The organism is Streptomyces sp. NPDC002680 (assembly GCF_042889145.1).
Classification (GTDB): Bacteria; Actinomycetota; Actinomycetes; order Streptomycetales; family Streptomycetaceae; genus Streptomyces; species Streptomyces adonidis.
In genome coordinates this window covers 186,654-206,801 of record NZ_JBIAQP010000002.1, presented here as the reverse complement: position 1 = coordinate 206,801, position 20,148 = coordinate 186,654, and the positions used below count along the sequence as shown (strand labels likewise).

At 72.4% G+C, this 20,148-nt stretch carries 11 protein-coding genes; 3 read left to right on the top strand and 8 right to left on the bottom strand.

Translation table 11 applies throughout. From position 1 onward, the window contains the following. Positions 1–6: 6 nt before the first annotated feature. The 3 genes from ACFYXF_RS07500 to ACFYXF_RS07490 all read right to left on the bottom strand — a co-directional run bounded on the left by ACFYXF_RS07500 (position 7) and on the right by ACFYXF_RS07490 (position 7,541). The gene (locus tag ACFYXF_RS07500; protein WP_389348633.1) at positions 7–3,516 is read right to left on the bottom strand and encodes a UvrD-helicase domain-containing protein; all 3,510 of its coding nucleotides are present in this window, start codon (positions 3,514–3,516) and stop codon (positions 7–9) included. Between the two features lie 36 nt (positions 3,517–3,552). Beyond that, a complete protein-coding gene (locus ACFYXF_RS07495; protein ID WP_389348632.1) occupies positions 3,553–6,918 on the bottom strand; it encodes an ATP-dependent helicase in 3,366 nt (1,121 codons plus the stop codon). Positions 6,919–7,175: 257 nt separating this feature from the next. Next, positions 7,176–7,541, bottom strand: coding sequence for an MGMT family protein (locus ACFYXF_RS07490; RefSeq protein WP_389348631.1), 366 nt, complete (start codon positions 7,539–7,541; stop codon positions 7,176–7,178). Positions 7,542–7,726: 185 nt separating this feature from the next. Between ACFYXF_RS07490 and ACFYXF_RS07485 the strand changes: the two genes are divergently transcribed. The 3 genes from ACFYXF_RS07485 (at position 7,727) to ACFYXF_RS07475 (ending at position 13,780) form a co-directional block, all read left to right on the top strand. Beyond that, positions 7,727–10,465 (top strand): YbhN family protein, encoded by a 2,739-nt coding sequence (locus ACFYXF_RS07485; protein ID WP_389348630.1) that lies wholly within the window; start codon positions 7,727–7,729, stop codon positions 10,463–10,465. A 98-nt stretch (positions 10,466–10,563) separates the two neighbouring features. Then, on the top strand, positions 10,564–12,114 hold the full coding sequence (locus ACFYXF_RS07480; RefSeq protein ID WP_389348629.1) for an alpha/beta hydrolase: 1,551 nt from the start codon (positions 10,564–10,566) through the stop codon (positions 12,112–12,114). 115 nt (positions 12,115–12,229) lie between these two features. After that, positions 12,230–13,780 carry an alpha/beta hydrolase gene (locus tag ACFYXF_RS07475; protein ID WP_389348628.1) on the top strand — a complete coding sequence of 517 codons (1,551 nt, stop codon included), beginning with the start codon at positions 12,230–12,232 and terminating at the stop codon, positions 13,778–13,780. An 80-nt stretch (positions 13,781–13,860) separates the two neighbouring features. Here ACFYXF_RS07475 and moeZ read toward each other — a convergent pair whose 3' ends face one another. From moeZ to ACFYXF_RS07450, 5 genes are all read right to left on the bottom strand, one after another. Then, the gene (moeZ, locus tag ACFYXF_RS07470; RefSeq protein ID WP_389348627.1) at positions 13,861–15,039 is read right to left on the bottom strand and encodes an adenylyltransferase/sulfurtransferase MoeZ; all 1,179 of its coding nucleotides are present in this window, start codon (positions 15,037–15,039) and stop codon (positions 13,861–13,863) included. Positions 15,040–15,102: 63 nt separating this feature from the next. Next, positions 15,103–15,852, bottom strand: coding sequence for a spherulation-specific family 4 protein (locus ACFYXF_RS07465; RefSeq protein WP_389348626.1), 750 nt, complete (start codon positions 15,850–15,852; stop codon positions 15,103–15,105). Further along, positions 15,840–16,799, bottom strand: coding sequence for an NAD(P)-dependent oxidoreductase (locus tag ACFYXF_RS07460; protein WP_235474996.1), 960 nt, complete (start codon positions 16,797–16,799; stop codon positions 15,840–15,842). The genes ACFYXF_RS07465 and ACFYXF_RS07460 overlap by 13 nt, the downstream gene beginning before the upstream one ends. Positions 16,800–16,940: 141 nt before the next feature. Beyond that, on the bottom strand, positions 16,941–18,221 hold the full coding sequence (locus ACFYXF_RS07455) for a hypothetical protein (RefSeq protein ID WP_389348625.1): 1,281 nt from the start codon (positions 18,219–18,221) through the stop codon (positions 16,941–16,943). Continuing rightward, the gene (locus tag ACFYXF_RS07450) at positions 18,218–19,942 is read right to left on the bottom strand and encodes a DUF3492 domain-containing protein (protein ID WP_389348624.1); all 1,725 of its coding nucleotides are present in this window, start codon (positions 19,940–19,942) and stop codon (positions 18,218–18,220) included. The genes ACFYXF_RS07455 and ACFYXF_RS07450 overlap by 4 nt, the downstream gene beginning before the upstream one ends. Between the last annotated feature and the right edge of the window lie 206 nt (positions 19,943–20,148).

The following is a 20,148-nucleotide window of genomic DNA, read 5'->3' as shown; positions in this document are numbered from 1 at the left end:
AAGAGCCTATCGGCCCGCACTGACATCCTCGTCCGGTACTTCGAACGCGGCCGGCTCCTCCAGAAGCAGCCGCTCCAGCGCGGCCCGGTCCGGAAGATCGGGCCGTACGATCTCGCCGCTGCGCACGTACAGGAAGGCGGCCCCGACGGCCTCCAGGGGCACGCCCTGCTGCTCGGCCCAGGCCAGGCGGTAGACGGCGAGCTGGAGGGGGTCGGCGGTGGGGGCGCGGTGGGTCTTCCAGTCGACGATCTCGTACGTCGCCCCGTCGCCGTCGCCTTCCTTGTAGACGGCGTCGATCCGGCCCCGTACGACGCGTCCGGCGATGGCTAGGTGGAAGGGGGCCTCGACCCGGTAGGGCGTGCGGTGTGCGTACGGGGTGTGCTCGAAGGCGTCCTTGAGGTTCTCCAGGTCGCGTTCGTCGGCGATCTCCGCGTCGCTGCCGGGCAGTTCCTCGGGCTCCAGCATCGGAAGCTGCAAGTCCTCGAAGCGGGACTCGACCCAGGCGTGGAAGCGGGTGCCCCGGCGGGCGGCGGGCCGTGGCGGGCGTGGCATGGGGCGGGCCAGCTCCTGCGCGAGGGCGTCCGGGTCGGCGGCCAGGAGCATCAGCTGGGTGGCGGTCAGCGACGGAGGCAGGGGGACGTCGGTGACGCTCTCCCGCGCGCGGAGCAGTTCCCCGGTGAGCGCGTCGAGGTCACGGTCCCAGGAGGCGACGGCACGGGCCTCCTCGGGGGTGAGATCCGCTTCGGCGGGGTGTCGGCGGGCGTGGGGCACCGTGGGCGGGCGCTCGTCGTCGTGTTCGGTGCGGGGCACGCGCGCGTGGGACGGCGTCTGTGCGGGCGGTTCGGGGCGGTCCGTGGTCCAGGCGTCCCAGTCGGCGTCGTCGTCCGCGGGGAAGCCCGTGTCTTCATCAAGAGGGCCGTCGTACGGAATCTCGTCGTCGTCCGACGGCGGTGGCCAGTCCGGGTCCTCGTACGTGTCCGGGTCCGGCACGGCAGCGGGGTGGCCGTCCTCGTGGGAGGCGAGGGTCTCCAGGTGGGCGAGGACCGTCTCGGCGGCGGCCCTGCGGTGGCGGAACGCGGTGTCGTCCAGCGGGAGCGGCCAGAGCTGGTCGGCGGCCGCCGCGTGCAGGGCGGGGTTCTCCTCGCCCTCCTCCGGTTCGTCCGCCCAGGCCTCGATCTCGCCGTGTCCGGCCGCGCAGTGGTCGTAGAGGGCCTGCAGGAAGTCGGAGGGGCCGCGGGGCTTCTTCTGGGAGGGGCCCCACCAGTGGCCGGAGCCGAGCAGGAGGGAGCGGGGGCGGGTGAAGGTGACGTAGCCGAGGCGGAGTTCCTCGGTGTGCTGGTGGTCCTTCATCGCCTCCTGGAAGGCCTTCATGCCCCGGGCGTCCCAGGCCTCGATGTCGGGCAGCGTGTCGGTGTCGCCGCGCAGCTCGTGCGGCAGGACCTTGGCCTGGGAGGTCCACTTCTCTCGGCCCTGGGCGCTCGGGAAGGTGCCGGTGACCAGGCCGGGGACGGCCACGACGTCCCACTCCAGGCCCTTGGACTTGTGGGCTGTGAGCACCTTGACGGTGTTCTCGCCGCCGGGCAGGGCGTCGTCGAGGCCCTTCTCGTACTGCGCCGCCGTACGCAGGAAGCCGAGGAAGGCGAGCAGACTCGCCTCGCTCTCGTGGGCGGCGAACGAGGCGGCGACGTCGAGGAAGTTGGAGAGGGTCTCGCGACGGCGGGCGGCCAGGGCGTGCGGGGACGCCGAAAGCTCCACCTCCAGGCCGGTGACGGCGAGCACGCGGTGCAGTACGTCCATCAGCGGGTCGGCGAGTGAGCGGCGCAGGTCGCGCAGTTCGACGGCGAGCCGGGCGAAGCGCACGCGCGCGTCCGGCGAGAAGGGCAGCCCGTCGTCGCCCTCTCCTCTGAGGGACGTCTCCAGGAAGGTGTCGAGGGCGTCCGCGAGCGATATCACCTCGGAGGGGTCGACCCCCTCGACTGCCTCGGCGAGCCGGCGGTCCGGGTCGTCGGTGTCACCCACGCGCGCGTGGGACACGAGGAACCGGGCCCGGCGGCCCAGGAGGGCGAGGTCGCGCGGGCCGATGCGCCAGCGCGGGCCGGTCAGCAGCCGTACCAGGGAGGCGTTGGCCCCGGGGTCCTGGAGGACCTCGCAGACGGACACCAGGTCGGCGACCTCGGGCAGGTGCAGCAGCCCGGAGAGGCCGACGACCTCGACGGGGACGTCCCGGGCGACGAGCGCGCCCTGGATCTCGGCGAAGTCGGTGGCGGTGCGGCACAGGACGGCGATCTCGCCGGGCGCCTTGCCGGTGTTCACGAGGTGGGCGATGGAGTCGGCGAGCCAGTCGATCTCCTCGGCGTGGGTGCGCAGCAGCGCGCAGCGCACCTGGCCGTCGCGCTCGGCGCCGGGCGCGGGGCGGAGGGCCTCCACGCCCGCGTGCATGGCGCGCAGGGGCTCGGCGAGGCCGTTGGCGAGGTCGAGGAGGCGGCCTCCGCTGCGGCGGTTCTCACTGAGCGACTGGCGGGCCGCCGAGCCGCCGTCGGCGTGGGCGAAGTGCTCGGGGAAGTCGTCGAGGTTGGCGACGGAGGCGCCGCGCCAGCCGTAGATGGCCTGGCAGGGGTCGCCGACCGCGGTCACCGGGTGGCCGGTGCCGCCGCCGAACAGGCCGGCCAGGAGGACGCGTTGGGCCACCGAGGTGTCCTGGTACTCGTCGAGGAGGACCACCCGGAACTCCTCGCGGAGGACGCGGCCCACTTCTGGGATCCGGGCGAGCGTCGCGGAGTGGGCGATCTGGTCGCCGAAGTCGAGCAGGTCGCGCTCGCGTTTGGCGGCCCGGTAGCGGGTCACCAGTTCGGTGAGTTCACGGCGGGCGGCGGCCACCTCGGGGACCTTGCGCAGGTCCGCGTTGGTGAGTTTGGCGCCCTCCAGGGCGAGCAGCAGCTCGGCGTCGTACGCGCGCAGTTCCTCGGGGCGGACGAGGTGTTCGGCGAGTTCGGCGTCGAGGTTCAGGAGGTCGCTGACGAGGTCCGGGAAGGAGCGGGTGAGCGCCGGGTACGGACCGGGCGCCTCGCGCAGTACGCGCGCGGCAAGTTGGAAGCGGGTGGCGTCGGCGAGCAGGCGGGCCGTGGGTTCGAGGCCGATACGCAGGCCGTGGTCGGTCAGCAGGCGGCCGGCGAAGGCGTGGTAGGTCGAGATGACCGGTTCGCCCGGCGGGTTGTCGGGGTCGATGACGTCCGGGTCGGTGACGCCCGCCTTGACGAGTGCCTTGCGGACGCGTTCGGCGAGTTCACCGGCGGCCTTGTTGGTGAAGGTGAGGCCGAGCACCTGTTCGGGGGCGACCTGGCCGGTGCCGACGAGCCACACCACGCGTGCCGCCATCACCGTCGTCTTGCCCGACCCGGCTCCGGCCACGATCACCTGCGGGGCGGGCGGCGCGATGATGCAGGCCGTCTGCTCCGGGGTGAACGGGATGCCGAGGAGCTGCTTGAGCTGCTCGGGGTCGCTGATACTGGCTGGCACGTGAGAGAGGCTAGCGGCGGCCACTGACAGCCGGGGTCACTCGACCACGTGCCGGCCTTCCGGGCGGGCGCTGCACGAGGCCCGGAAGGAGCAGTGCGCGCAGTGCTGGCCGGCGGTCGGGGTGAAGCGTTCGTCGAGGACCTTGCCGGCGGCGGTGGCCAGCAGGTCGCCGACCCACTCCCCCTCCGCCCCCGCGTCTGAACCTCCCCCAAGGGGTGCCTGCGCCTGCACCTTGGGCAGGGTCTCGCCGCCGTCCCGTTTGGCGGCGCCCTGGCGCAGCTGGACGAGTTCGGCGCCGCCCGGTTCGGGTCGTACGCCGTCGAAGGCGTCGTCGACGGCGCCTTCACGGACGGCGAGCTGGTAGACGGCGAGCTGGGGGTGGCGGGCCACCTCGGCGGCGGTGGGCGCCTGTTTGCCGGTCTTGAAGTCGACGACGTAGGCGCGGCCCTCGCCGTCGGTCTCGACGCGGTCCATGGAACCGCGGATGCGCACTTCGTAGTCGCCGGCCCCGAGGGTCACGTCGAAGTCGTGCTCGCTCGCCACGGGGGTACGGCCGGTGCGGCCGGAGTCGACGTGCCACGTCAGGAAGCGTTCGAGTGCCACGCGTGCGTGCTCCTTCTCCTGCGCCGACTTCCACGGCGCGTCGAAGGCGAGCGCGTTCCACACGGAGTCGAGGCGTTCCATGAGGACGTCGAGGTCGGCGGGGGTGTGTCCGGAGGCCACCTCGTCGGCGAGGACGTGCACGACGTTGCCGAAGCCCTGGGCGGCGGTCGCGGGGGCGTCGGCCTTCACCTCGCGGCCCAGGAACCACTGCAGGGCGCAGGTGTTGGCGAGTTGGTCGAGGGCACTGCCGGACAGCACGACGGGCTGGTCGCGGTCGCGCAGCGGGACCTTGCTCTCGGTCGGCTCGTACATGCCCCACCAGCGGTGGGGGTGGGCGGACGGCACGAGTGGGCGGCTGTCCTCGTCGGTGAGCGCGGCGAGCCGGGCCAGGCGGCGGGCGGCGGCCTCTCTGAGGGGGCCGGAGACGCGCGGGTCGACCGTGGTGGCGCGCAGTTCGGCGACGAGGGCGGCGACGGAGAGGGGGCGGCGCGGGCGGCCCGTCACGTCCTTGGGTTCGACGCCGAGTTCGGTGAGGAAGCGGGAGGGCTGGTCCCCGTCGTCGGCGGGAGCCTTCACGGCGGTGACGACCAGGCGTTCACGCGCACGCGTGGCAGCCACGTAGAACAGCCGCCGTTCCTCGGCGAGCAGTGCCCCCGGGGTGAGCGGTTCGGCGAGGCCGTCGCGGCCGATGCGGTCGGCCTCCAGAAGGGAGCCGCGGCGGCGCAGGTCGGGCCACAGGCCCTCCTGGACGCCCGCGACGACCACGAGCCGCCATTGGAGACCCTTGGAGCGGTGCGCGGTCATCAGGCGCACGGCGTCGGGGCGTACGGCGCGGCGGGTGAGGGTGTCGGCGGCGATGTCCTCGGCGTCGATCTCATCCAGGAAGTTGAGGGCGCCCCGGCCTCCGGTGCGCTCCTCCGCGCGCGCGGAGGTCGCGAACAGCGCGCACACGGCGTCGAGGTCGCGGTCGGCGTTGCGTCCGGCCGCGCCGCCCCGCCGGGCGGCCCGCTCCAGCCGCGTCGGCCAGGGCGTGCCGTTCCACAGATCCCAGAGGGCCTCCTCGGCCGTGCCGCCGCCCGCGAGGCGCTCACGTGCCTTCCTGAGCAGCGCGCCGAGGCGCTGGGCACCGCGCGCGTACGTCGGGTCGTGGGCGACGAGGCGTTCCGGTTCGGCGAGCGCGCGAGCGAGGAGTTCGTCCGAGGGCGGCGGTACGGGGTTGCCCCCGGCCCGCTCCTCCTCGCGCAGGGCGCGGCCCAGGCGGCGCAGATCGGCGGCGTCCATGCCTGCGAGGGGGGAGGTGAGGAGCGTCAGAGCGGTCTCCGTGCCGAGCCATACGGTGTCTCCCGACACGGCGGCGTCGACGTCCCCTGACTCTTCGGCGCCCGTCTCCTCGTCCGCGCCGGACGCCTCCGCCGTAGCCACCGCCCTGAGCGCTGTCAGGAGCGGTGCCACCGCCGGTTCGTGGCGCAGGGGCAGGTCGTCGCCGTCGATGTCCAGGGGGACCCCGGCAGCCGTGAGGGCGCGCCGGACCGTGGGGATCGTCCGGCCGCCGGCCCGCACCAGGACGGCCATCTCGCCCCAGGGGACACCGTCCTCCAGATGTGCGCGGCGGAGGATGTCGGCGATGTTGTCCAGTTCCGTACCGGCCGTCGGGAACGTGCAGACCTCGACGCGGCCTCCGTCACGGACCGGGGCGAGTCCGCGGTGGGCGCGGACCTTCTCGGCCGGGAGGCGGGTCAGGGGCATGCGCTGGGTGAGGAGACGGGTGGCGGTCAGCGGGACGGCTGCTGAGCGGCGGGACGTCCTGAGGACCTCGACCGGCGCGGGGCGGCCGTCCGCGCGCGGGAAGGCCGCCGGGAAGTCCAGGATGCCGTTGACGTCCGCGCCGCGGAACGCGTAGATCGACTGGTCGGGGTCGCCGAGGGCGACGAGTGTCCGGCCGCTCCCGGCGAGCGCGTGCAGCAGCCGCACCTGGGCCGGGTCGGTGTCCTGGTACTCGTCCACGTAGACGGCGTCGTAGCGGGCGGCGAGCTGCCCCGCGGTGTCGGGACGGTCGGCGAGAAGCACCGCGCGGTGCACGAGTTCCGCGTAGTCGAGCACCCCTTGCATGTCGAGCACGTCGAGGTACTCGGCGAGGAAGGCGGCGGCGGCACGCCAGTCGGGGCGGCCGATGCGCCGGGCGAAGGCGTCCAGGGCGTCCGGGCCGAGGCCCAGTTCGCGGCTGCGGGCGAGGACCGCGCGGACCTCGTCGGCGAAGCCGCGGGTGGTGAGGCAGGCGCGCAGTTCGTCCGGCCAGCGCACATGGGCGAGGCCGAGCCGCTCCAGGTCGGGCTGGCCCGCGAGCAGTCCGCGTACGGCCACGTCCTGTTCGGGGCCGGAGAGCAGCCGCAGGGGCTCCACGAACAGCTCGCTGTCCTGGTGGGCGCGGACCAGGGCGTAGCAGAAGGAGTGGAAGGTGGTCGCGCGGGGAGCGCGGGCGGCGCCGATGCGCAGCGCCATCCGGTCGCGCAGTTCGACGGCCGCCTTGCGGCTGAACGTGAGCACGAGGATCCGCTCGGGGTCCCCGCCCCGTGCGATGCGGGCGGCCACGGACTCGACGAGCGTGGTGGTCTTTCCGGTACCTGGGCCCGCGAGGACGAGCAGTGGTCCCCGCGCATGGTCAACCACCGCGCGCTGTGCGGCGTCCAGACGAGGGGGGTCCTGCCGCGTGGGCGGGGTACGCACCAGTCGGTAAGCGCCACGGTCCCCCTGTCGCACCTGAGGGTGCGACAGGCGCCTGGTGGAGGAAGAGGAGCTCACGTGGTTCGCCGGTCCTGGTGGGTGTGCTGGTTGGCTGGCCGTCACGCGTGGAGAACGGTGGCCGGGAGGTGAGGGGGACAGGTGCAGCCGACGCTACGCCGACGGGCGGTTCGGAAGCAGGGCTTCCGCTTGTTCCCTCCCGCCCCGAGCGCCACTCCGGCCCCTCGCCCCACGAACGTACGCCATGGCACGGACGTGCCCGGTTTACCCCGTACGGGCCACAGGTTCCCCTGACGCCCGTCCGATGGCGGAAGCTGTCAGGTGTGACCCTCCGCCGGTTCTCCGCCGTCCCACCGCGCGCGTCTCATGTCGAGGCGCGGCAGATGGCCCTCGGTGGCCCTGCTCGCCTCCTTCAGAGGTGTGCCCTCCGCGCGGTAGTGACCGAGGGCCTCCAGTTCGTGGCCCGGGAGCAGGGCGCCGTCCGCGCGGACGACCCGCCACCACGGAACGGCCCCTCCATAGAGGGCCATCACGCGCCCGACCTGGCGCGGCCCGCCCTCCTCCAGCCACTCGGCGACATCGCCGTACGTCATGACACGCCCGGGCGGGATCTGTTCCGCGGCCTCCAGGACCCGCTCGGCGTACTCCGGCAGGGCGTCCGCCGGAAGGCTCTCGTTGCTCATCCGGCCCATCCTGCCCCACCCCACCGACAATGTGACGAGGCGGCGACCGTGGGTATTCCTCGCCCCGGAGCGGCGCTTGCGGCAGACTGTGCGCCCCCGCACTGCACCCTGATGCCCCTGTGTGTCAGAGGGGCATGCCACCATCGTGCGGGCGGTGACCGGTGATACGAGACCAAGAAGAGACCATGAAGCAGCAGGGCGTGCACCCCGAAGACGCGGAGGGCACCTCTGAGGTCTCGTCGCGCCCCGGCGCCGACGGCACCGGCCCCGAGCCCGAGCGGACACCGGCCGACCCGGCCGCCGACTGCGCCGACGACGACCCCCACGCCGAAGAGGTCGAGGGCGACGAACCGCTGCTCCCCGCGCGCGTGCACCGCCCCTCCGACCTCATGCGGCTCCTGGCGGGCGTCTTCGCGATCGTCGTCCTGCTCGCGATCGCCGCGTTCGCGCACGGCACCACCTCGGGGCTCGAACAGGACATCAACAAGGGCACCGGCCAGGCGCCCGACCTGCTGATCAAGATCGCGGGTCTGGCGTCGAGCATCGCGATCCTCCTGGTGCCGGTCGCCTTCGCGATCGAGCGACTGATCAAGCGGGACGGGCTGCGGATCGCCGACGGTGTCCTCGCGGCGGTCCTCGCGCACGGAGTGACCCTCGCCACCGACCTGTGGGTCGCCAAGGCCGCCCCGGACTCCATCCAGGAGGCGCTGACCCAGCCCTCCCCCGGCGACATCCACGCCCTCACCGACCCGGTGCACGGCTATCTCGCGCCGGTCATCGCGTACATGACGGCCGTCGGCATGTCCCGTCGGCCACGGTGGCGCGCCGTCCTGTGGGTGGTGCTGCTGCTCGACGCCTTCTCGATGCTGGTCACCGGCTACACGACACCGTTCTCGATCATCCTGACGGTGCTGATCGGCTGGTCGGTGGCGTACGGGACGCTGTACGCGGTCGGCTCACCGAACGTACGTCCCACCGGGCGCAACCTGATGGCGGGCCTGCGGCACGTCGGTTTCCGCCCGGTGAGCGCGGCCCGTGAGGAGGTGCCGGAGGCGACGGACAGCGGTGACCGGGGCCGGCGCTACTTCGTCACCCTGGAGGACGGCCCCCCGCTGGACGTCACCGTGGTCGACCGGGAACAGCAGGCACAGGGCTTCTTCTACCGCATGTGGCGCAACATCACGCTGCGCGGCCTGGCCACCCGCAGCAGCCTCCAGTCGCTGCGCCAGGCCCTGGAGCAGGAGGCTCTCCTCGCGTACGCGGCGATCGCCGCCGGGGCCAACGCGCCCAAGCTGATCGCGACCTCGGAACTCGGCCCCGACGCCGTGATGCTCGTCTACGAGCACACCGGGGGCCGCACGCTCGACTCGCTGGACGACGAGGACATCACCGACGAGCTGCTGCGCAACACCTGGCATCAGGTGAAGGCACTGCAGTCGCGGCGCATCGCGCATCGCAGACTCGTCGCCGACGCGATCCTGGTGGATCGTTCCGGCAAGGTGATCCTCACGGACCTCCGGGTCGGCGAGATCGCGGCCGGGGACCTGCTGCTGCGCATGGACATCGCCCAGCTGGTGTCGACCCTGGGCCTGCGCGTGGGCGCCGAACGCGCGGTGGCGTCGGCGGTCGGGGTGCTCGGCCCGGACGCGGTGGCGGACTGTCTGCCCATGCTCCAGCCCATCGCGCTGTCCCGCTCCACGCGCGCGACGCTGCGCAGACTCGCCCGCGAGCGTGCCCAGCGTCAGCGCGAGGCGGTCCTGGAGGCGTCCCAGCTGGCCAAGCAGGCCCGTCTGGAGGCGTCCCACGCCGACACCGGGCCCGTCGTCGTACTGGAGAAGCCCGGCAAGAAGGCCGTACGGGCGGAGCAGCGGGCCGAGAAGCGGGCTCTCGACGAGGCCCTGGACGGGGCCCGCGAGGAGGATCTGCTCACCCAGATCCGCCACCAGGTGCTGCTGATCAGACCGCAGGCACCGGTCGAACCGGCCCGGCTGGAGCGGGTGAGACCGCGCACGCTGATCAGCTTCATCGCCGGCGCGTTCGGCGCGTACTTCCTGCTCTCCCAGCTCACCCATATCGAGTTCGGCACCCTTTTCGACGAAGCCGAGTGGGGCTGGGTCATCGCGGCCGTGCTGTTCTCGGCGCTGAGCTACTTCGCCGCGGCGATGAGTCTGCTCGGCTTCGTACCCGAGCGGGTGCCGTTCATGCGGACCGTGGCCGCGCAGGTCGCCGGGTCCTTCGTGAAGATCGTGGCGCCCGCGGCGGTGGGCGGCGTGGCCCTGAACACGCGGTTCCTGCAACGCGCGGGGGTGCGGCCGGGGCTCGCGGTGGCCAGTGTCGGCGCGTCGCAGCTGTTCGGGCTCGGCTGCCACATCCTGATGCTCCTGTCGTTCGGTTATCTGACCGGTACCGAGAAGACGCCGTCGCTGTCGCCGTCCCGGACGGTCATCGCGGGTCTGCTGACCGTCGCGGTGCTCGTCCTCGTGGTGACCTCGGTGCCGTTTCTGCGGAAATTCGTCGTCACGCGCGTGCGGTCGCTCTTCGCCGGTGTCGTACCGCGCATGCTGGACGTCCTCCAGCGGCCCCAGAAACTGATCACCGGCATCGGCGGCATGCTGCTGCTCACCGCGTGCTTCGTGATGTGCCTGGACGCGTCGATCCGCGCGTTCGGCGACGAGACGACCTCGCTCAGCCTCGCCAGCGTCGCCGTCGTCTTCCTCGCGGGCAACGCGCTCGGGTCCGCGGCCCCCACCCCCGGTGGGGTGGGCGCGGTCGAGGCGACCCTGACGGTCGGTCTGATCGCCGTCGGCCTCCCCAAGGAGGTCGCCGCCCCGGCCGTGCTGCTCTACCGGCTGCTGACCCTGTGGATTCCGGTGCTGCCGGGCTGGCTGTTCTTCAACCATCTGACGCGGAAGGGCTCCCTCTAGGGAGTGCGGTTTCGGGCGGGTGCGCTCAAGCGCGTGCGCGGTACCTCGTACGGCTCGCGCCCCGAGCGCCCCGCCGGGTACGACCGCAGGATGGGGGCATGCCCAACCCCTTCCCGCCGCGTGCCGCTGCCCTGACGGTCACCGCCCTCCTGCTGGTCTCCCTGGTGACGGGGTGCAGCGACGACTCCGGCTCCACGGACGAGGATCTGTCGGCCCAGAAGCTGAGCTGGAAGGACTGTCCCGCGCCGTCCGAGTCGGAGGGCGGCGGTGATGCGCCGTCCCCGCTGCCGGATGGCGACGACTGGCAGTGCGCCACCATGAAGGCACCGCTCGACTGGGCCAAGCCCAAGGGCGACACGATCGGGCTCGCGCTGATCCGGGCGAAGGCGAGCGGCGCCGCCGGCAGGCGCATCGGGTCGCTGATCTTCAACTTCGGCGGCCCCGGCGGCTCGGGAGTCACCACGCTCCCCGCGTTCGGCAAGGACTACACCGCCCTGCGCACGCGCTACGACCTGGTGAGCTTCGACCCGCGCGGGGTCGGCCGCAGCGCCGGTGTGCGCTGCGAGGACAACGAACAGCTCGACGTCTACTTCCAGCAGGACTCGACGCCCGACACCGCCACCGAGCGCTCCGAACTGCTGGACAACACCCGGGAGTTCAACTCGGCCTGCGAGAAGCACTCCAAGAAGGTGCTCCCGCATGTGCGCACCACCGACGCGGCCCGCGACATGGACCTGATGCGCCAGGTCCTCGGCGACGACAAGCTGTACTACTTCGGCATCTCGTACGGCACCGAACTCGGCGGCGTCTACGCACACCTGTTCCCCAAGAAGGTGGGCCGGGCCGTCTTCGACGCGGTCGTCGACCCGACCCAGACCCCCGAACAGGGCTCGCTCGGGCAGGCCAAGGGCTTCCAGCTCGCGCTCGACAACTTCGCCGAGGACTGCACGTCGAAGACCGAGGACTGCCCGGTCGGCGACACCGCCCAGGACGTCGAGGACCGGATCGCCAAGCTCCTCAAGGATCTCGACGCCAAGCCGATCCCGGGCATCTTCCCGCGCGAGCTGACCCAGAGCGCGGCGGCCAACGGCATCGCGCAGGCCCTGTACTCCCAGGAGTTCTGGCCCTATCTCACCGCAGGCCTTGAACAAGCGTACGACGGTGACGGCAAGGTCCTGATGCTGCTGTCCGACTCGATGAACGGGCGCAACCAGAACGGCGAGTACAGCAACATCACCGCGGCGAACACCTCCATCAACTGCTCCGACGAGAAGCCGCGTTACACCGTCGCGGACGTCGAGGCGAGGCTGCCCGAGTTCCGCGCCGCCTCGCCCCTGTTCGGCGACTTCATGGCCTGGTCCATGCTCAGCTGCACCGACTGGGCCGTGCCGGGCGCCGCCGACCACCCCGACGTCGGCACGACCGGATCGGCGCCGATCCTCGTCGTCGGCAACACCGGCGACCCGGCCACGCCGTACGAGGGCGCGCGGAAGATGGTGGGGGCGCTGGGTGAGGGCGTGGGGGTCGAGCTGACGTACAAGGGGCAGGGGCACGGCGCGTACGACAGCGGAAACCGTTGTGTGCTGGCGGCGGTGGACGGCTATCTGCTGAACGGGAAGGTACCGGCGGCCGGAACCGTCTGCTCCTAGAAAAGTGCAGGTCAGAAGGTTATCCACAGGCTGAAACGGCCTCGGCGTGATCCGCCTACTATGGCCGGACCGCCATCCGCCGACCGAGCGGAGGGCCCGCAGGGGGGAAGTGCGCATGTCTCGTTTCGTACGGTGGACGGCCGCGACCGCAGCCGCGTTGCTGGTGGCCGGCTGCAGCAGTGGCTCGTCCGGCAGCGGTGACGACAAGGGGGTCGGTGGCGCCGGCGCGCCCTCGTCGACCACGTCCTCGTCCCGGGCCTCGCCCGGGCTGCCCGCCTCGCTGACCTCGCAGAAGCTCGACTGGGGCCGCTGCGAGGGTACGTCGGACTCCCCCACGCCGGGCAGCGACTGGCAGTGCGCGACGCTCAAGGTGCCGCTGGACTACGCGAAGCCGGACGGCGAGACCATCGGCCTGGCCCTCATCCGCGCCAAGGCCACCGGGGGCAGCCGCATCGGCTCCCTCCTGTTCAACTTCGGCGGACCGGGTCAGTCGGGCATCTCCGTGATGCCCTCGTACGCAGGCACGGTCTCCGCACTGCGCGAGCGCTACGACCTGGTGAGCTGGGACCCGCGCGGGGTCGGAGCCAGCGAGGGCGTGCGCTGCCGTAGCGACAAGGAGATCCAGGCCGCCGAGTCGGTGGACCCGACGCCGGACGACGCGGCCGAGGAGAAGGCGTATCTCCAGGACGCCGCCAGCTTCGGCAAGGGCTGCGAGAAGGCCGCCGGAAACCTCATCGCGCATGTGTCGACGACCGACTCCGCCCGCGACATGGACCTGATGCGCCAGGTCCTCGGCGACACGAAGACGCACTACTTCGGCATCTCGTACGGCACCGAACTCGGCGGTGTGTACGCCCACTTGTTCCCGAAGAACGTGGGACGGCTGATCCTCGACGCCGTGGTCGACCCGAGCGCCGACATGGTGGGACACGCGAAGAACCAGGCCAGAGGATTCCAGCGCGCTCTCGACGACTATCTGAAGTCGACGGGCCAGGACCCGGAGGAGGGATCGCGGAAGATCGCGGCCCTGCTGAAGCGGATCGACGCCGAGCCGCTGCCCACCTCCTCCGGGCGGAAGCTGACACAGGGCCTGGCGCTCACCGGCATCGTCGTCCCGCTGTACAGCGCGCAGAGCTGGCCGGCACTGACCGGCGCCCTGGACGCGGCCGAGCAGGGTGACGGCTCGGACCTGCTGGCGCTCTCCGACGGCTACAACGACCGCGACGCGTCGGGCCACTACGGCACGACGACACATGCCCAACGGGTCATATCGTGCTTGGACGACAAGCAGCGTCCGACCGCTGCGCAGACCAAGAAGCAGCTGCCCGCATTCCGGAAGATCTCGCCCGTGTTCGGGGAGTTCATGGGCTGGGACACGGCCGGCTGGTGCCACGACTGGCCGGTCGCCGGTCAGTACGACACACCGGAGGTCAGCGCGCCCGGCGCGGCACCCGTCCTGGTGGTCGGCAACACCGGGGATCCTGCGACGCCGTACGAGGGCACGCGCAAGATGGCGGACGAGCTGGGCAAGGGCGTCGGGGTGATGCTGACCTGGAAGGGCGAGGGACACGGGGCGTACGGCAGTGGGAGCGACTGCGTCGACTCCACGGTGAACGCGTATCTGCTGGACGGGACGGTGCCGAAGGACGGCAAGGTCTGTTCATGACGGCGGCGGGGGCCCCGGGCACCTGTGGTGCGTGGGACCCCCGCCGACCGAACAGGACGAACAGGGAGGTGAACTGCGGGTCAGTACACCGGCTTGTGCGGCTCGATCTGGTTGACCCAGCCGATCACTCCGCCGCCGACGTGGACCGCGTCCGCGAAACCGGCGGACTTCAGGACCGCGAGGACTTCCGCACTGCGGACACCCGTCTTGCAGTGCAGGACGATCTTCTTGTCCTGCGGGAGAGTCGCCAGGGCGGTGCCCATGAGGAACTCGTTCTTCGGGATCAGCTTGGCGCCGGGGATCGAGACGATCTCGTACTCGTTGATCTCGCGGACGTCGATGATCTCGATGTTCTCGCCGTCGTCGATCCACTCCTTGAGCTGCTTGGGAGTGATCGTCGAGCCGGCCGCCGCCTCCTGGGCCTCCTCGGACACGACGCCGCAGAAGGCCTCGTAGTCGATGAGTTCGGTGACGGTCGGGTTCTCGCCGCAGACCGCGCAGTCGGGGTCCTTGCGGACCTTGACCTGGCGGTACTGCATCTCCAGGGCGTCGTAGATCATCAGACGGCCGACGAGCGGCTCGCCGATGCCCGCGAGGAGCTTGATGGCCTCGTTGACCTGGATGGAACCGATGGACGCGCACAGCACGCCCAGGACGCCGCCCTCGGCGCAGGAGGGAACCATGCCCGGCGGCGGGGGCTCCGGGTAGAGGCAGCGGTAGCAGGGGCCGTGCTCGGACCAGAAGACGGAGGCCTGGCCGTCGAAGCGGTAGATCGAGCCCCACACGTACGGCTTGTTCAGCAGCACGCACGCGTCGTTGACCAGGTAGCGGGTCGCGAAGTTGTCCGTGCCGTCGACGATCAGGTCGTACTGACCGAAGATCTCCATCACGTTCTCGGCTTCGAGCCGCTCTTCGTGAAGAACCACGTTCACGTACGGGTTGATGCCCAGCACGGAGTCGCGGGCCGACTGGGCCTTGGAGCGGCCGATGTCCGCCTGGCTGTGGATGATCTGGCGCTGCAGGTTCGACTCGTCTACCTCGTCGAACTCCACGATGCCGAGCGTGCCCACGCCCGCCGCGGCCAGGTACATCAGCGCCGGCGAGCCCAGGCCGCCGGCGCCCACACAGAGCACCTTGGCGTTCTTCAGCCGCTTCTGCCCGTCCATCCCCACATCGGGGATGATCAGGTGGCGGGAGTACCTGCGGACCTCGTCTACGGTGAGCTCGCCAGCGGGCTCGACCAGGGGTGGCAGCGACACGGGGACTCCGTTGGTCGGTCAATCACTACAGTTGTTCTCCCCGTAACACTGCCACGCCCTTCTTCATTCCGAGACACCCGTTCCGAGGCGCGAGACGATGTCGTCCCAGTAGCCGGGCATGGTCTCCCAGGGATCGGTGCGGCCACCGCGGTCCGTGCGGTCGGTGAAGTAGATCGTGGCGGCGCCCTGCCAGCGGGCGACGCGCAGCGCCTCGTCGAGATGGCCGTGCGGCAGTCCGTGCACGAAGTGGCAGAAGCGCTCGGGCGGATGCTCGGCGGTCCACTCGGCCACCTGCGACCAGCGGTAGTCGCTCCAGGGGCCGGAGAACGTGACGAGCTGGTCGCCGTGCTCCGCGTAGGCCGGGTGCGGATGGGTGCCGTGGCCCAGGACGATGTGCGTGTCGCCGTCCGCCGCGCGGAGCGTGTCGACCGTGCGGCCGATCACCGGGAGCGCGGTGCGGTCGGTCGGGCAACGGTCCAGGAGGAAGCCGTCGGCCTTGTACCAGTCGCGGTATCGCTGCGCCTCGGCGGCGAGTTCACCGTGCGTACGGGCCCCGTGGGCCGTGTCGAGGTGGCCGAGGACGCGGACGCCCGCGTTGCGCAGCCGGCCGGCGGCCTCCAGACAGTGCGGGTCGGGGCGGCTGCCCGGGCCGTCGGCGACGTTGAGGACGACCCAGTGCAGGGGCATGCCCGGACGGGTCAGTTCGCCCCACTCGGTCGGAGCGAGCAGGGGGTGTGCGAAGCCCGGGATGCCGAAGCCGGTGCGGACGCCCGTGCTCGCGGTGCCTGCCCTGGCGCTGGTCAGATGCGGCATGCCGCCTCCATCCAGATGTCGGCCAGGGACTCCTCCAGATTGATCCGGGGCCGCCAGCCGAGCCGGTCACGGGCGGTGCGTACGTCGGCCTGCTGCCAGCTGCCGCAGCCGTCCGGGTACGGGTACGCGGCCGGGGGCGCGTGGTCCGGGTCGGGGCGGGGGTGGCCGATGGACGCCCGCAAGGGGCCGGGCGGGCCGTCGAGTTCGTGCAGCGCGCCGCCGTATCCAGCCACGCGGGCAAGGACGGACGCGGCGTCGCGCAGCCGCACGGCGCGGCCGGAGCCGATGTTGATGACGCCCTGCGCGGCCGAGAGCGAGGCGGCGTGGACGGCCCGTGCCACGTCCCGTACATCGATGAAGTCGCGCTGCGCGCCCAGGCCCCCGAGCTTCAGCTCGCCGTCGCCGGACTGCATCGCGCGGCGCATCGCCTCGGCGAGGCGGCCGAGCGGGGAGCCGGCGGGCGTGCCGGGGCCGGCCGGCGAGAAGACACGCAGGACGACGGCGTCGAGGCCGGAGCCGAGGACGAGTTCGGTGGCGGCGAGCTTGCTGACGCCGTACGGGCCGCCGGGGCGGGGCACCGCGTCCTCGGCCGTGGAGGAACCGGGCTGGCTGGGGCCGTACTCGGCGCCGCAGCCGAGCTGGACCAGACGGGCGCCGCAGCCGCTGCGCCGCAGGGCCTCGCAGACGGTGGCGACGGCGACGGTGTTGTGGCGGGTGAGTTCGCGGGCACCGCCTCGGGTGGCGCCCGCGCAGTTGACGACGACTCCGGGGTGGACGGCGTCGAGGAAGCGGGTGAGTGCGCCGGGACTGCCGGACGCGAGGTCGAAACGGACGTCGGCGTCGTCGCCGCGGCCGAGGGCGGTGAGTTGCACGGCCGGGTCGGCGAGCAGTCGGTCGGCGACGAAGCGGCCGAGATAGCCGTTGGCTCCGATCAGCAGAACCCTCATCGGACGGCTCCCTCGGCGGATTCTCCGGCTCCGGGTCGGGAGGTGATCATCGGTTTGCTCCTTCTGGGGTTGCGGGTGCGTTCGTGATGGGGGGCCGGGCGATGCGGAATCGGTCACCTGCCGTGGTCGTGGTCCGGGGCGTCATCCGGCCTCACCCGGCATCGCGTGTGCCGACGCCCTGGTCAGCGTGCGGGTCGCGTGGAGCAGGAGGACCAGGGCGGCCCCTGCGCAGGCCGCCGCCGGGATGCCTGCCGCACCCCAGGCGGCCACGACCGCGTCCACTGGGACGGCCAGGAAGGCGCAGCCGGGGAGGTGGGACGCGAAGGCGGTGGCCAGGGCCGCCGCCTCCGTCGCCGCTGCCGCGCCGAGGAGCACCGCGGGGGCGTGGGTGAAGCCGTGTGCCGTGAGGAGGCGGGCCAGGAGGAGCAGGGCGCCCAGGGTGACGGTCGTGGTGTGGGCCGCCGGTTCGCGCAGGACCGTTCCGGAGACGGCCGTCAGCGCCGCCAATGTGCAGAGGAACAGGGCGAACGTGCCCAGGAGGAGGGGTTTCACGGCTGCCGTGAAGTCGGCCAGGCCACGGCTGGCGGCCAGTTTGCGACGGGCTCCGCGCGCGAAGAGGTGGGCGCACCAGGCCGCCGGTGCGCAGGCCGCGGTGAGGGCCAGCACCGGGGCGGTGGCCAGGTCACCGGCGGCGGCCGGGAATCCGTCCAGGCCGCCCGTCAGCGCGGCGGTGAGCAGGTCGTCGCCCAGGAGGGCGTACGCGAGGAGCCAGTAGGTCCACGCGCGCGTGGACGCCGGGGTGTGGCTCGCGTAGGTGCCGGGGGGCGCCGGGTGGGACCTAGGGCTCAGTGGCCCCCGGGCGAGTGCCGCGCGTACGGCCAGCGCCACGGCCAGGGCGCCCAGGGTCGCCACGGCGAGCCGGACGCGGCCCTCGGTGAGGTGCAGGCCCGTCACCGTCGCCGCGCACAGGGCGCCCGGCAGCAGCGAGAGCAGGACCCAGTCGGCCCGTACGCGGGGTGCGGTCGGCGGGGTGGGCCGCGGTGCCGTTTCCGCGTCCCGGGAGACCCTGGCGTACATCTCCTCGGCCAGGGAGAACACGTCCCGGTGGCGGAAGCGGGCGGCCGTCCGGTCCGTGACGCCGTGGGCCTCCAGGCCGGCGGCGATCTCCAGGGGGTCCACCGCGCGCTCGCACAGCTCACGGTGCCGGTGCATGAGCGCCTTCACGGGGTCCGCGGTGCCTCGGCGCGCGGTACGTGTGGAGGGTACGGCCGTCCGGGCCCGCGCCCGTGTGTCCTGCGCGGTCGTCTCCGTGTCCGGTGCGTCGGTCTCCGCGGTGGCCATGAGCCATTCCTCCGAGCTCTCGTCCCAGGCTCCGGGGCTGTTCGGTGTCCCAGGGCGGTCCAGTTCTCCCAGCTCGCTCATCGCGCGCCCTCCCCGGCCGGTACGGGGGTCGCCTGTACCGGTGCGGATGCGCGTTCTGTCGCCCAGCTGGGCCCGCCCCGGGCCACCACGCCTATGCCGGCCTGCGTCCAGCGGCCGGGGACGTGGGCCTCCGCGGGGACGGCGAACGGCAGCGGTTCGCCGGTGTCGTCGAGGACCACCTTGTTGACGGGGCTGCGCGAGACGACCTCCAGGTAAATGCCGTGAAATGCCGCGATGTTCTGCTCGACGGTGAACAGTTCGAGGGCACGGGCGCGGGCGGCGGCGCCCAGGCGCTCCCGTCGCGCCGGGTCCCGCAGCAGCGCCACGCACGCCTCCGCGAGGGCCCGCGGATTGCGCGGCGGCACCACGAGCCCCGTACCGCCGATGATCTCGACCACCGCGCCCACGTCCGTCGACACGGTCGCCCGGGCGCAGAACATGGCCTCGACGAGGCTGATCGGGAAGCCCTCGACCACGCTGGACAGGACGACGACCGCGCCCGCCGCGTACGCCTCCGCGAGCGTCGGTGCCTCCGGGCCGCCGATCTCCTCGAAGGACACCGGGTTGTCGCCGACGGCGTGCATGCCCTCGGCCTCATCGGGGAAGAGCTGTGCGGCCAGTGCCTTGCAGTGGCCGAGATACGCCTCGCTCTCGGCTCCCGTGGCCGCGCCGATGATGCGCAGCCGGGTCTTCGGTTCCTCCTTGCGGACCTCCGCGAAGGCGTGCAGGAGGGAGATCAGGTCCTTGGCGGGCTCGATACGGCCGACCCAGATCAGCGTGTCGGGGTCCGCGGTCTCCGGCGACTCGCCCACTTCCGCGAAGTGGGACGCGTCCATGCCCGGGTACACGGTCCGCAGCTTCTCGCGGTCGGCCCCGCATCTCTCCTGCCAGCGGCGGGTGTGCGTGTTGCCGGGGGTGACGAGCGCGGCCTTCCGGTAGATCTCCGAGGCCAGCCTGCCGTGGAAGGCCGCGAGGAGGGACCGTACGGCGGGGGCGCTGTCGTCGGCGCCCGAGGCGAGGTAGTGCGCCCGCAGCGGGACCCCGTACTCGGTGACCAGCAGGGGTACGTCGGAGAAGTGGTGGGCGAGCAGTCCGGGGAGCGCCGCCGGGCCGCCGCCGGCCGCATGGCACAGGTCGACCGAGCCGAGCCCGTCGTCCTCGTACCAGTCGAGCGAGAGGGGGCGCAGAGCGCGCTCCAGGTGCGCGGCGACGGTGAGCAGATCCGGTACGCGCGCCTCGCGCGCCGCTCCCAGGGCACCGGGCGCACGACAGGCGCGCTCCAGGGCGCGTACGGCGGCTTCGGAGCGGAGCGCTCCCACCAGTCCGCCCTCGTCCCGGGCGAGTTCGGCCAGCCCGTACAGCGCGTTGCCGAAACGGTCCGCCTCAGCGGTGGACGCGTCCGGTCCGTCCGCCGCGTTTCCCGCGTCGGGTCCGGCACACAGCGCTGCCGCCAACTCGCCGTAGCACTCGGCGAACCGGCGGCGTGCGCGGCGGCCGTATCCCACCCCGTCGTCCTCGGCCGTCCAGAGCGGAGCGGTCCGGACGCGGCTGACTTGCGGCGGCAGCTCGATCCAGCCCTCGTCCTCCTGCCGCTCACTGCGGCTGAGCGCGTATATGTCGAACTCGTGCCCGCCGAGCCCGCGCACGAGCCGGTCGCACCAGAGTCTGGCGTCACCGCTCACATACGGATAGCCACCCTCCGTCAGCAGTCCGATGCGCACGAGCACACCCCCGATCTCCCGTATGGGGAGCCGCCGTTGACCCGGCGGCTCGCAGCGGGACGAACGTATGCGGACATGGCGGTGGGGGGGGGGGCGGGGGGGGGGGGGCCCCCCCCCCCACCGGGGGGGGGGGGGGGGGCCAAAACCGGCCAACCGGCGTGGGGCGGAGGGGGAACACACACCCCCCCGGTGCAGAAACGCGGCGG